The organism is Citrobacter freundii complex sp. CFNIH9, assembly GCF_002903305.1.
Classification (GTDB): Bacteria; Pseudomonadota; Gammaproteobacteria; order Enterobacterales; family Enterobacteriaceae; genus Citrobacter; species Citrobacter portucalensis.
Genome location: NZ_CP026238.1, coordinates 3,865,766 through 3,879,661, shown reverse-complemented (window position 1 = coordinate 3,879,661; position 13,896 = coordinate 3,865,766). Strand labels below are relative to the sequence as shown.

12 protein-coding genes and 1 pseudogene are annotated in these 13,896 nt (G+C 46.7%); 6 read left to right on the top strand and 7 right to left on the bottom strand.

The features are described from left to right. Genes C2U43_RS19725 through C2U43_RS19705 form a run of 5 tightly spaced genes read left to right on the top strand, consistent with a single transcriptional unit; the run spans nt 1 to nt 5,163 of the window. Nucleotides 1–990, top strand: a complete 990-nt coding sequence (locus tag C2U43_RS19725) for a glycosyltransferase (RefSeq protein ID WP_103285669.1) — start codon at nt 1–3, stop codon at nt 988–990. A gap of 14 nt (nt 991–1,004) precedes the next feature. Further along, nucleotides 1,005–2,216, top strand: coding sequence for a glycosyltransferase family 4 protein (locus tag C2U43_RS19720; protein WP_103285668.1), 1,212 nt, complete (start codon nt 1,005–1,007; stop codon nt 2,214–2,216). 1 nt (nt 2,217) lies between these two features. Then, entirely contained in the window at nt 2,218–3,330 is a 1,113-nt protein-coding gene (locus C2U43_RS19715) for a glycosyltransferase family 4 protein (RefSeq protein WP_079934240.1), read from the top strand. 2 nt (nt 3,331–3,332) lie between these two features. Next, nucleotides 3,333–3,740 (top strand): hypothetical protein, encoded by a 408-nt coding sequence (locus C2U43_RS19710; RefSeq protein ID WP_003826052.1) that lies wholly within the window; start codon nt 3,333–3,335, stop codon nt 3,738–3,740. Between the two features lie 31 nt (nt 3,741–3,771). Next, a complete protein-coding gene (locus C2U43_RS19705; RefSeq protein ID WP_103285667.1) occupies nt 3,772–5,163 on the top strand; it encodes a DUF4832 domain-containing protein in 1,392 nt (463 codons plus the stop codon). Between the two features lie 46 nt (nt 5,164–5,209). Here C2U43_RS19705 and galE read toward each other — a convergent pair whose 3' ends face one another. From galE to C2U43_RS19675, 6 genes and pseudogenes are all read right to left on the bottom strand, one after another. After that, nucleotides 5,210–6,226, bottom strand: coding sequence for a UDP-glucose 4-epimerase GalE (gene galE, locus C2U43_RS19700; protein WP_103285666.1), 1,017 nt, complete (start codon nt 6,224–6,226; stop codon nt 5,210–5,212). A 52-nt stretch (nt 6,227–6,278) separates the two neighbouring features. Next, nucleotides 6,279–7,217 carry a glucosamine inositolphosphorylceramide transferase family protein gene (locus C2U43_RS19695; RefSeq protein ID WP_103285665.1) on the bottom strand — a complete coding sequence of 313 codons (939 nt, stop codon included), beginning with the start codon at nt 7,215–7,217 and terminating at the stop codon, nt 6,279–6,281. Nucleotides 7,218–7,425: 208 nt separating this feature from the next. After that, the gene (locus C2U43_RS19690; RefSeq protein WP_003826059.1) at nt 7,426–8,061 is read right to left on the bottom strand and encodes a carbonic anhydrase; all 636 of its coding nucleotides are present in this window, start codon (nt 8,059–8,061) and stop codon (nt 7,426–7,428) included. A gap of 154 nt (nt 8,062–8,215) precedes the next feature. Continuing rightward, nucleotides 8,216–9,388, bottom strand: coding sequence for a MalY/PatB family protein (locus tag C2U43_RS19685; RefSeq protein ID WP_103285664.1), 1,173 nt, complete (start codon nt 9,386–9,388; stop codon nt 8,216–8,218). Between the two features lie 123 nt (nt 9,389–9,511). Beyond that, entirely contained in the window at nt 9,512–10,972 is a 1,461-nt protein-coding gene (gene nhaC, locus C2U43_RS19680) for a Na+/H+ antiporter NhaC (RefSeq protein ID WP_103285663.1), read from the bottom strand. A 193-nt stretch (nt 10,973–11,165) separates the two neighbouring features. After that, a pseudogene (locus C2U43_RS19675) lies at nt 11,166–11,279 on the bottom strand (transcriptional regulator MelR); the annotation flags it as partial. A 66-nt stretch (nt 11,280–11,345) separates the two neighbouring features. Between C2U43_RS19675 and C2U43_RS19665 the strand changes: the two are divergent. Continuing rightward, the gene (locus tag C2U43_RS19665; RefSeq protein WP_000019402.1) at nt 11,346–12,326 is read left to right on the top strand and encodes an IS5-like element IS5 family transposase; all 981 of its coding nucleotides are present in this window, start codon (nt 11,346–11,348) and stop codon (nt 12,324–12,326) included. 258 nt (nt 12,327–12,584) lie between these two features. On the opposite strand, the gene C2U43_RS19660 is transcribed toward C2U43_RS19665, so the two are convergent. Then, complete coding sequence (locus C2U43_RS19660) at nt 12,585–13,658, bottom strand: hypothetical protein (protein WP_033811204.1); 1,074 nt, start codon at nt 13,656–13,658, stop codon at nt 12,585–12,587. Nucleotides 13,659–13,896 lie beyond the last annotated feature (238 nt).

Below are 13,896 nucleotides of genomic sequence, written 5' to 3'. Positions count from 1 at the left end.
ATGGACCAAAAACCGTTTATTTCAGTGAGTATTAAAACACTCAATGAATCTAAATGTATTGAGAAGACGATTGACAGTATCCGTAAGCAGCTTATTGATTATCCACACAAAATTATTGTGGCAGATAGTCTGTCAACGGATAACACCCAACAGCTTGCGATCGATAAAGGGGTGACCGTAGTGTCCTTAACTGACCCTGGCGATCGCTGCTGTGGCGTCGGGCACCAGTTAGGTTATCTGTATAGTGAAGGGGAATATCTGTTGTTGATGGACGGCGACATGGAGCTGGAGGAGGGCTTTGTGGATCAGGCCGTCGCGTTTTTGCAGGCCGAACCAGAATATGCAGGCGTTGCGGGAACCGTTGAAATGGATGATGCCGTAAACTATGAATTTAAATCGCGTAAGCAACGCATTAATAAAATCTATCCACTCGGGGATAGCGATCATCTGGGTGGCGGTGGGCTGTATCGTCGGTCGGCAATTGAAAAAATTGGTTATCTGACTAACCGTAATTTGCACGCGTATGAAGAGGCTGAACTGGGCCTGCGTTTAATCGAAGCAGGCTATAAACTGCGGCGTCTGGATATTCCTTACTTCAGCCATACATCACATACGCTGCCGACGTTTAAGATGCTGGCGCGGCGCTGGACCAGCGGTTATTACCAGGCACCGGGTGAGCTTTTGCGTTGTAGTTGGGGGAAGCCCTGGTTTTCCCAGTCATTCAACATCGTGAAGAATGAGGCGGTATTTGCGCTTTACCTTATTCTCTTATTTGTGGCGCTGCTCAGTTTAAATATCAATGTGTTTGCCGTTGCGCTTCTACCATTACTGGCGTTTGCTTTGTTGAAGATTGTGCAAAACCGCTCGTTAACAGATGGGCTGCAAAGCGTTATTAATTTAATCGTACGCTCAGCGGGGCTGATCAAAGGTATTTTTTATCCGGTACGCGATCCGCTGACTCCGCCTAACAGTAAAATCATTCATGAATAACCGGGGCAGGCGCCATGAAAGTATTATTGGTTAACAAGTTTTTTTTCATCAAAGGCGGCGCAGAAACAGTTTATTTTCAAGAGCGCGATATGCTGAAACAGGCCGGAGTGCAGGTTATTGATTTCTCTATGCAGCATGAGAATAATTTCCCCTCGGACTATGCGGATTATTTCGTCAGTAATGTGGACTACCACAAAGCGAGCAATCTGCTGGGTGGTATCAAAACGGCGGTTAACTTTATTCATAATTCGCAGGCCTGCAAAAAAATGCTGGCGCTATTAGAAAAAGAGCGCCCGGATATCGTCCATTTTCACAACATCTACCATCAGTTAACACCAGCGTTGATTAAAGTTGCGCGCAATTTTGGCTGCAAAACGGTGCTGACTGCGCATGACTATAAGATTGTGTGCCCCGCGTATTCCATGCTGCGCGACGGCAAGGTGTGTGATTCCTGTATTACCGGAACGGTTTTCAATGCCTTCAGATATCGTTGTCAGGAAGGTTCAGCCTCAAAAAGTTTACTGCTCTCCCTGGAGGCAACCTGGCAGTACATTGCACAAAACTATCAGGCACTGGATGTGATTGTTTCACCAAGCGTTTTTTTACGCGGTGTCTTGCTGCGCACGCTGCCAAATTCGCGCATTGATGTCATCGTCAATGGCGTTGATGACAGCCGTCCCCTGGCTGAAGTGAGCGATGAGGGCTATATGCTGTACTTTGGCCGTCTGAGCCGTGAAAAGGGCGTGGCAACGTTGTTGGCAGCGCATAAAAAAATGCAGAACAAAGCGCCGCTGAAAGTTGTGGGGCACGGTCCGTTGCATGATGAATTAGCCGCCAAATACCCTGATGTTGAGTTTTTAGGTTATGTGCAACAAGGGGAAGCCCTCGACAACCTTATTAAGCATGCGCGAGCGGTGATCCTGCCTTCAGAATGCTATGAAAACTGTTCTATGGCGATATTAGAAGCGATGTCCTTAGGCAAGCCGGTTATCGGGTCGCGCATCGGCGGTATACCGGAACAAATTCGTGACGGTATCGAAGGGATTTTATTCGAACCGGGCAATGCGCAGGAGTTAGCCAATGCGATGGATGCCCTGGCCGACTCGCCAGAGAAAGCGCGGGTCATGGGCTTACTTGGTCGTGCGCGGTTGAGTGAAAAATATGCGCTGAGTAAACATATGGATACCCTACAGGCGCTGTATAAAGAACTGCTGAGCAGGCCATAGTATGAGTAAAAAAATAACGGTTTTTGGAACACGTGGTATTCCCGATGTATTGGGCGGTGTGGAGACACACTGTCAGAATCTATATCCTGCCATTAAGCAGCAGTTCGACGTGGATATTTGCGTGATTGCTCGCTCGCCATATGTAAATTACAAACGATCGGTATATAAAAAAGTCGAAACCTACGCGCTGTGGGCACCCAAAAAGCGCTCGCTGGAAGCGATTGTCCATTCCGTTATAGCGGCGTTTAGGACACGTATCGACCATTCAGATATTGTGCATGTCCATGCTATCGGCCCTGGCCTTGTGATCCCACTCTTACGCGTGATGGGTAAGAAGGTGGTTTTTACCCACCATGGGCCCGATTACGATCGCCAGAAATGGGGATTTGTAGCCAAAAAAATATTGTTGCTGGGTGAGCGTTGGGCGGTGAGATATGCCAACGAAGTGATTGTGATTTCTGACGTTATTAATCAACTGATCCAGAAAAAACACGGTCGCTATGATGCGCATTTAATTCACAATGGCGTGAACGAGCCGCGGTTATTATCACAGCTCACCATCGACAATACGCTCTCCCGCTTTGGACTGCAGCCGAAAAACTACCTCGTGGTGGTTGGGCGGTTTGTGGAAGAAAAAGGGATGCATGATGCCATCGCCGCTTATCAACACAGTGGTTTGACCATGCCGTTAGTGTTAATTGGCGATGCGGATCATCCGACCGAATACAGCGTGCGCCTCAAAAAGCTTGCCGCCGACACGCCAGGTGTTGTGATGACTGGTTTTTTACGTGGTGACGAACTTCAGGCGGTGTTTTCGCAGGCTAAATTGTTTGTGATGCCCTCATACCATGAAGGATTGCCCATTGCGCTGCTGGAGGCAATGTCATTTTCTCTTCCGGCCATCGTCAGTGATATTCCGGCTAACCTTGAAGTTCAACTGCCCGCCGAGGCCTATTTTAAGGTGGGAGATGTAACCGGTCTGGCTGAAAAATTAGGCCAAGGGGCAACAGCAAATAGCGTGGACTATGGTGTATATTTGCAAAACTACAATTGGCATGAAATCGCCAAAAAGACGGTTAACGTCTACCACTCCATTGATAAAGATATAGGTTAATTTTGACCAGTCCTCAAAATCGTCCTCCTGCCATCGAACGGTTTTACGCTCACCTTGATGAGCGGATAGCGGAGGAATTGACCCCTGAACAAAAAGAAGGGGTGGAAAAAGCGCTCCTTGCTACAACCCTGACTTCGCGGCATCAGATCGATATTCGCAGAAGCTTTCCTTTTTTCAGTAAGCGTTATTATCTGGTTTTTTTGTTTGGCAGAGATTTACGCCGCCAGCATCGCCAGGAATCAACCCTGTCGAGAATGTTGCTCACTTTTTTGCTGCTGATTGCCGTGCTATTCGTCACCTGCTGCATATTGCTGACGCTGTATATGATCAAATCCGCGTTAGGTATTGATGTGTTCCAAAATTTTCACGTAGGTATCTGGGACTGGTGGTTAAGCCTGAAAGACCGCTAGCGTTAACAAATTGGTGGAGGACGTCATTGCGATGAAGCGTAAATGGGTTTGTGCGTTGTTGAGCATGTTTTTCCCGCTGACGGTTATGGCCGCATTGACGACCGTTACCCCCAAAGCATTGACGGGCCCGTTAACCAATCCGGGGATTGGCGTGGCAAGTTTTCATCAGGGATATGGTGAAACGCTGGGGCTGGCGGACTATCCCAATACCGGATTTGAATACGAGCGTTTTTACTGGCGGGATCTGGAGCCAGTCGAAGGCCAGTACAATTTTGCGTTGGTGGATGATGCCTTCAAATACGCGGCGGCACATCGTCCTGCGATGAATGTCGGGCTACGATTTATGGCGCTGGCAGAGCCGGAAAGCGGTTCGCAAATTCCTGACTGGCTGATTAAAAAAGGTGTGAAAGGAACCTGGACGCCGGATAAAAAGACATTTGCCCCGGATTTAGACGATCCTCTGTTTATTCAATACAGCCAGCGTCTGTTGAACGCATTTGGTAAGCGCTACGATGGTAATGAGAATCTCGCGTTTGTTGATATTGGCATGGTGGGATCGTGGGGAGAATGGCATAACAGCAACTTCCCGAACCTGAAGCCATTACTGGAGCGATACACCACGGCGCAACTGGATCGCTACGTCGCGATGCACTTTTCTGCTTTTCCGGTGACGCCAAAAATCATGTTGATAAGCAGCGGACAAAGTCTGGCGAATGCGGTGGCTCGTGGGGCAGGGTGGCGTGCGGACTGTTGGGGGGACCTGCGCGTATTTTCGGACACCTGGAACCATATGGCTGATGATTACCCGCAGCGATTGCTGGCTGCGCAGCAGAGTTATTCAGGGTTCAACGATGCCTGGAAACGTGCGCCGGTGAGTCTGGAGATCTGCTCGTATATGCAGGACTGGAAGAACACCTTTCATTATACACGTGCTGAAGTGCAGGGGATTTTTGACTGGGCGGTCAAGCAGCACGCCAGTACCATTAACCTGAAATCGAGAACGATACCCAGCGACTATCGACCGATTGTCGACGATGCGCTGACCAAATTGGGCTATCGATTTCGCCTTGCGTCCCTGAGTCATGAGTCCGTGTGGGACAGCGGGAAAACGCTGATATTGAACAGTACCTGGTACAATGAGGGTATAGCACCGATTTATCTGCCTTACATACTGGCATTCCGGGTCGTAGACAGCGCCAATAAGGTGGTGGCACAGGGGAATTCCGCGGAGGATATTCGCCGCTGGCTCCCCGGTAAGTATCAGGTCAGTTATGCGTTATCTATGCCAGGCCGACTGGCGAAAGGGCAATACGCGATTGAGGTTGCGATGCTGGATAAGTCGGGTGCGGCGAGAATTAACTTTGCCAATGAAGGGAAACAGAGCAGCGGCTGGTACCGGGTGTCAACAATAACGGTACGCTAGTCAGACACAGCAGCGAGCCTGACGGTCAGGCTCGCTGCTGAGAACATTAAATTTGATACCCATTCGGGTTATTTTTTTGCCAGTTCCAGGTGTCACGCATCATTTCATCAAGGTTATAGATGGCCTTCCAACCTAGCTCTTTGTATGCCAGCGATGGGTCAGACCAACATTCGGCAATATCTCCGGGTCTTCTGGCGACAAACTGATAGTTAATTTTTGTCTGCGCTGCTTTTTCAAACGCCTCAATCAGATTAATTACGGAATAACCGACACCGGTACCGAGATTAATCACTTTGTAAGCCGCGCCTTTGTTCTGGCAATCCAGCGCGGCTAAATGACCGGTCGCCAGATCCATGACGTGAATATAATCACGCACACCGGTACCATCAGGGGTTGGATAATCATTACCGTACACAGACACGGTTTCCAGCTTACCAATCGCGACCTGGGAGATATACGGAACTAGGTTATTAGGGATACCGTTAGGATCTTCACCAATCCGACCCGATGGATGGGCGCCAACCGGGTTGAAATAGCGCAGGCAGGTAATGCGAAAATCGGGTTGTGCACGTGAGAAATCGGCCAGAATTTGTTCGACCATCAACTTAGAGGTGCCGTACGGATTAGTGGTGCCGCCCGTAGGTGATTGCTCGCTCAGCGGTACGCTTTCTGGATTACCATATACCGTCGCAGATGAGCTAAAAATGAAACGATTAACGCCAGCGGCCAGCATCTCATCCAGTAAAACCAGCGTACCGGTGACGTTGTTTTCATAGTAGGCGAGGGGCTCTTTTATCGACTCTGAAACCGATTTGAGTCCCGCAAAATGAATGACATCGGTGATGTTATGGTCGGCGAAAATGTTTTTTAATGCCTGCCTGTCGAGAACATCGGCGATATAGACAATGGGCTCTCTTCCGGTGAGTTCCGCGACCCTGTCCAGCGAAATTCTGCTGGCGTTCGCCAGATTATCGATGACTACGACATCATCGCCTCTTTCCAGTAGCGTTAACACAGTATGTGAACCAATATAACCTGCACCACCAGTGACAAGAATTGCCATACAGACTCCAGATAAACGGGGATTGATTCACGCCAGTACCATAGAGAACGCGTTATTGGTTACGTTTGGTAAGGTAATAGTTGCGATACCTCACCATGCATTTATAAGATATTTTTTTAAGTATAGATAAAAAGCTGAATTTGTTTATTTTTGTATCATAAACAATATAGTTATTTGAGAAGTTCAGCGTGTGGACGCCGTCACTGTGGTTGATCGACGAATTGATTTGTTCGATCAGAGTTTCAGCAAAATTAGCGTCGTTCAGTGTCACTAATTCTTTGATATAGATTGATTTTCCATAAGTTTCAGGTGTGCACTCCTGTGTAAGGAAGTACATTTTATTTTCGACCTGATAGGAGGCTCCTGCGCCTCGATGATGAGGATTGCTCACCTTCAATGAGGGGGTAATCCGCTGCCATTGTCCATAAATATGATCTGCGGAATGAATAATTATTTCGTTATCCATCGTTGTGGACAACAGATAACAGGTTTCATTAATTGAGATAAATACGTTGTCGGTTAATTTGGTATCAGAGATTAAAACTTTAACTTGCTTCCAGCGTGCAGGGAACTCAATTGACTGAAACAGTATAACCTCTTTTCTTTCTGAAGACTCGGGGATCATGAACAGTTGATCGTTGATATGTATCAGATAAGGGAATGACAAATGACACTTTAAGTCGTCAAAGCCTTCAAGCCTAATATCTTCAAGTTCAACCAGTTCGCGGTCAAGAACGCGACATCGTAGCGTGCCTTTTGAGTTGCGAAAGCTAAGAGCTTCATAGAAAACATACAGTTTATCGTCTTTTTCAATCAGAAAAGGATCGGCCTGAAATGTATATTTCTTTTTTAACTGCTGCGCAGTGGATTTGCTTAATATCTCCAGAGTGTTGTCGGGGAATAAGTGTGTACCATTATCCTTAATAAGCATGATGTCCCACGACTCATGATAAAATAACTTATCCATTATTCTTTTTATTTTTGTTTGCATCTGCACCTGCTCCTTTTTATCGCCTGCACCATGTATGAACAGCTGTTTGCGACTCAGTGAATGAGCCTGTCGCAATGTTGTATAAATGTGCGAAAACCGGCGTGGAACACCAGTGGCTACTTTAAAACTAGTCGCAAGCCCTTGTTTTGTCCACTAACAGAAATAGGGAGAGGAGATGTCCAGAGCATCCTTGCTCCAGTGGGGGGAATTACTCGAAATGCACCTGCGGGTTATCTGCAAGGGAAACGTAGGTTTTGCTGTTTTTATCCAGGGTACGGATTTCACCGCTTTCGATGTCATACACCCAACCGTGCAGACGAAGCGCATTATTGCGCAGCCCAACCGCGACACAAGGATGCGTTTTAATGTTGTTAAGCTGTGCGATAACGTTTTCTTCCACCATGGCGTTAACTTTATCGATTGGGTTATCCCAGGTTTTTTTATCGACCACGGCTTTCGCGGCATCGGCATAGTGCAGCCAGTGAGCGACAGCGGGCATTGGATCCAGGGGCTGGCTATCGGCAATGGCTTTCATTGCGCCACAATTAGAGTGACCGCAGATGACGATATCCGTTACGCCAAGTGCGACAACCGCGTATTCGATGGTTGCGGATACACCACCCGGTTCCGGACCAAATGACGGTACGATATTACCGGCGTTGCGGATAACGAAAAGCTGTCCTGGATCTTGCTGAGTAACGAGTTCTGGTACCAGGCGGCTATCGGAACAGGAGATGAAAAGTGCCTTAGGATTCTGGCTGGATGCCAGGCTGCGGAAGAGTTCCTTGCGTTGAGGGAAAATCTCTTTTTGGAAGTTGAGGAAGCCCTCGATGATATGTTGCATAGCAGTGTCTCTTGTCTCTGTTTAAGCAGGTTATGATGAAGATCACACTTTCCAGTTTAACACCAGCCGACAGAAGGGAAAGACTTTATAGCAGTTCAGCAACATCTTTGGATAATTTTGCCCCACCGTGGCAGGGCAAATCGTGTGATATACGCTATGCGTTCTGCCATTTCTGGTATGCCGCTTTTAGCCTGTTCATCGCGTCTACCAGTACCGGGCGCGGGCAGCCAACGTTGAGTCTCATGTGCCCCTCTCCACCGGGACCGTATTGCGCCCCAGGTGACAGGCCAAGCCTGGCGTCATGCACAAAAAAAGCGCTTAGCTGTTCATCGTTGAAACCCATTTTTTCCGCGTTCAGAAACAGAAGATACGATGCGCCGCCATACACTATTGAGATCAAAGGACAGTGCTTTTCGATTTCACTTTTTACAAACGCTACATTGTCGGCCAGATAGGCCAATAATTTCTGGTGCCAGTCGGCGCAATGGGTAAAAGCGCTATAAATGGCCGCCTGCTGCAATGAATGCGTCTCGGCAAGGTAGCAGTTATCCAGAAAGTGGTAGAACTGATGGCGTAATTCATCATTCTTAATAATGGCGATTCCGCCCTGGATCGCCGCCGTATTGAAGGTCTTGCTGATGGAAGTAAGCACGATTGACCGACTATCTGGCGCTTCATCAACAGTAAAAAATGGCAAATGGCGCTTTCCTGGCAGGGTTAAATCACTATGAACTTCATCAGACAGAATGATGACGTTAGCCTGCTGGCAATAGTGGCTTATTTTTTCCAACGTTTCCCGCGACCACACCATTCCACCTGGATTATGCGGTGAAGGGAACAAAAACATTTTGCACTGCTTGAGTTTCTCGCTGAAATCATGCCAGTCAAATTCATAGTGCCCGTTTTTCTCAATGAGGCGCGTCTGAATCAAATTCCTACCGCTGGTGTTTACCAGATTAGGATAGGGATCATAGATTGGCGTACAGGTTAAAATATTATCGCCTGGACGGGTAAGCGCCATTAAAGAGAGTACGATAGTTTTTATAACACCGGGAATAAAATGTAACCAGTGTGCCTTGATATCGGCATCATACTGTTGTGCATACCAATGAATAACAGATTCTTTCCATTGTGGATAATCCAGGTTATAGCCTTGCACAGGCTGCGACACCACCGAACGCAGCGTGCTCATGATTGGCTCTGGTGTCGCAAAATCCATATCTGCAATCCACAGCGGTAATACATCGGTGGTACCGTACATCTGTTGTAATTGCCCGTATTTACGACAATTAACATCCCTTGTGACAATATCATCAAACAAAGACATTGTTGACTCCTGGAAAGTCTCTGAAAATAGTGTAAGCAACGCAAAAGCGAAGAATGTTTATGTATATCTAATGGATATATTTAATTTACCCTGGTGATAGCTAATATTTAGCTATTTAGTCGTTTATGATTTTTGCTCAACCATATTCTCAGTGGCCTCATTGGGCTCATATTTAGCAATGCCAATACCGGTTGCCGCCCACAGTAGGGCAAAGATGACACCGCTGTAACAGAGGATTGCCCAGGGCAAGTAATCAAGCGTGGCAACGCCTAGCATAGTGGCGCAATAAACGCCTGAGGCAGACCAGGGGATAATCGGTTCGACAACGGTTCCGGCATCTTCAGTGGTTCGCGAGAGGTTTTTTGCCGCAAGACCTCGTTTTTTGTACTCCTCTTTAAAGGCATCACCGCACAGCAGCAACGGTAAGGTCCCATTTGCCGTGCAGGCACAGATGGTAAATGTCGTCACAATCGTGGTAGCCACCAGGCGGAATGTGGATTTAACGCCTTTTGTCAGCGCGTTTATCACGGTGTGCAGAGAGCCTGTCGCACTCATTGCCCCGGCAAAGCTGAAGGCGCTGAAAACGGTAACGAAGCTGCTAAACATTGAAATAGCGCCGCCTCGCTCCAGTAAGCGGGAAACATCGGAAGACAGTGTCGGCAGATTATCTCCGGTAAGCATTGCGAGCTTAAAGCCACTGACCACGGATTCGCCGACAGAGGATGCCGTAAATTGCTGAAAGACTAACGCCAAAATCATTGAGACTATCGTAGATAAAAAGAGCATCGGAATGGGCGGCCTTTTTGACAGTGAGCCATATAAAACGATGATCGGCGGGAGTAGCAGCAGAATATTAAAGTGATAAATCTGACCAATAGAATTCATCAAGTTGGTAATGTTTTCTGGCGCGCTGGACGAGGCATCAATGCCCATGCCCATATAGCTGTAAACGACGCAGCAAATAATAAAACCCGGGCCGGTAGTCCACAGCAGGTGGCCGATATGCGAGTACAGGTTTACCCCGGCAGCCAGTGCAGCCATGTTGGTTGAATCAGAAACCGGTGAGAGCTTATCACCAAACCAGCAGCCTGAAACAATGGCGCCAGCGGCAATGGGCAGCGAGACATTCAGACCAATCGCTACGCCAATCATGGCAATACCAACGGTCCCGATAGAACCCCAGGAGGTACCAGTGCATACTGAGATTAGTGCCCCCAGCATAAATGCCGAAATATAGAAATACTGCGGGTTAATCCACTTCAAACCATAATAAATCATCATTGGAATAGTGCCTGACACCATCCATGCGCCAATTAAGAAACCGATACTGGCGACGATTAATATGACCGGCAGCGCTTCAGATATTTTATTGCAAATAGATTGTAGAATGTCATCCCACGTGTAGCCGTGAGCGATGGCGATAAACGAGGCGGCTGCCGTTCCCATCAGGATCATGGGTTCAGCACGAATATTGAAGATAAAATATCCGATGCTAATCCCGCCCAGCATGACTACCATGGGTAAAACTGACCAAAAGAAAGATAATGGCTTTCTGTTGTTGGCGGTGCAGTTATTTAATTCCATAATTCCATCCCAATCATTAATGGTTGAACACGTCAAATAAATACCTGCTACAGGTCACTCATGTCTGAGCAACATAGTTGCCAGAGCTCATGGCTGAACCCTATTTTATTAACTGCTGCAGATTATCTTTTTTGACCTGCTATTCTGGTACTTATATTTTAGTAGTAAGGTAAGAGAACGTTTGTTGAATAAATTACCCCTCGGCATAAGGTGAATGATGTCGGCGTTGTTGACTCAATTTGCGATACTGCTGTGGCGGCATGCCGACGTATTTATGGAACGAGCTGTAAAATCGACTGCTGGAGGGAAGGTGCGAACAAGTCCCTGATATGAGATCATGTTTGTCATCTGGAGCCATGGAACAGGGTTCATCATGAGTCATCAACTTACCTTCGCCGACAGTGAATTCAGCAGTAAGCGCCGTCAGACCAGAAAAGAGATTTTCTTGTCCCGCATGGAGCAGATTCTGCCATGGCAAAACATGGTGGAAGTCATCGAGCCGTTTTACCCCAAGGCTGGTAATGGCCGGCGACCTTATCCGCTGGAAACCATGCTACGCATTCACTGCATGCAGCATTGGTACAACCTGAGCGATGGCGCGATGGAAGATGCTCTGTACGAAATCGCCTCCATGCGTCTGTTTGCCCGGTTATCCCTGGATAGCGCCTTGCCGGACCGCACCACCATCATGAATTTCCGCCACCTGCTGGAGCAGCATCAACTGGCCCGCCAATTGTTCAAGACCATCAATCGCTGGCTGGCCGAAGCAGGCGTCATGATGACTCAAGGCACCTTGGTCGATGCCACCATCATTGAGGCACCCAGCTCGACCAAGAACAAAGAGCAGCAACGCGATCCGGAGATGCATCAGACCAAGAAAGGCAATCAGTGGCACTTTGGCATGAAGGCCCACATTGGTGTCGATGCCAAGAGTGGCCTGACCCACAGCCTGGTCACCACCGCGGCTAACGAGCATGACCTCAATCAGCTGGGTAATCTGCTGCATGGAGAGGAGCAATTTGTCTCAGCCGATGCCGGCTACCAAGGGGCGCCACAGCGCGAGGAGCTGGCCGAGGTGGATGTGGACTGGCTGATCGCCGAGCGCCCCGGCAAGGTAAGAACCTTGAAACAGCATCCACGCAAGAACAAAACGGCCATCAACATCGAATACATGAAAGCCAGCATCCGGGCCAAGGTGGAGCACCCATTTCGCATCATCAAGCGACAGTTCGGCTTCGTGAAAGCCAGATACAAGGGGTTGCTGAAAAACGATAACCAACTGGCGATGTTATTCACGCTGGCCAACCTGTTTCGGGCGGACCAAATGATACGTCAGTGGGAGAGATCTCACTAAAAACTGGGGATAACGCCTTAAATGGCGAAGAAACGGTCTAAATAGGCTGATTCAAGGCATTTACGGGAGAAAAAATCGGCTCAAACATGAAGAAATGAAATGACTGAGTCAGCCGAGAAGAATTTCCCCGCTTATTCGCACCTTCCCTAGAAATGATACAGTAATTAATGCATCTTTTAACGCAATGATAAGGAAAAAAAGTCCCTAAAGGCGCAGGGTAGAGAACCTATACTTTATGCATGTAAGTAAATAACATTCTCATTTACAAAGCCTAAGTAGTTCGCCCATTTTCTTTTTTCTCTCTTGGTCACTACCAAGTCCCAGTGGTGCAAAAATAGTCCCGGCGCCGCTTAGGTTTGATTTTTTATTTAATATATTAATTATGTTTTTCAAATAACTTTTGTTTATGTAAGAACTGTAGCCTGATTCTATTTTTACCAACATTCTACTTGCATTCAATCTGTCGTCGGGGCTGGCTGAATCAATTACTCTCATATTCATCCTTAGTAATAAGCTGCTCAATAGATCACCAGAGTGCTCAGGTATTTCTCTTACTAATATGTTTTTTTCTTTATAATAAACATCATTAGACTGAAACTCATCAAGGAAGGCATTTAAAACAAATTCTTTCTCATCAAGATTAAACTCGTAAATCTTTCCACCATACTCCTGTGATACGGTAATTCGATGTAAATACCCCTTGTCCTCATATCTGGCCTGAGATACTAAAGGATACTCGCTAAAATGAATTGTCACTTTTAAGGCACTAATTGCGCAAATAAACCAATCATCTAAGAGAATACACCCACTATTATTAGTTAAATTACACACCTCTACTTTTCGCCCAGAATCTATAAACTCACTCTCACTTTGCAATATCCAGAAAAGAAGATTGTTTTGATGTATGCGTGATGCAATAAATAAAGGGTATCGAAATCTGTGACAGAACTCACTGTACTTATTTAAAAAAGATCCTGAGATTTTTTTGGTTTCTAAAGCATTGCTTGTCTTTACCTCAATAAAACATTTTAATTCCTTACCCTTGGGCATGTTAAAACTGGCCAGATAATCCGGTACCTTAATGCCAGTGTTATTTACTGGTGATTGGCCTAAAGACGCTAAACTTGTACATACTTCCATAAAAAAGCACAATAAAGCGAATTCGTCCTCTAAAAATAAACCGTTAATTCGCCTTTTTATTTCATCTTTATTTTTATCATTCCCAATAGAAGTAAGGAAAACATCAAACTCTTCCTCAGAGCTCATTCCGATTCGAATGTTTTTAAATAGTTTTAGTTTTTCCACTTCCGATAGATAATTTAAACCTTGCATATTCATCCCTCGCACATAGATGTTATAAAATTACTAGTTGCAATGTGCTGTACTTTCCAAGTAACTGCGCCGAATAATAGACCCTTAGAAGGTAATCAATCCAGACTGTTCTATGCCGATCATAGTAGCAATATCTGATCAAGAAAAACACCCGAGTGATAAGCTCGGGATCGGATCGATATGGCATGAGCTCGACATCGTCATATTGATGTAGCACCGGTATCATCCGGCCAAGTGC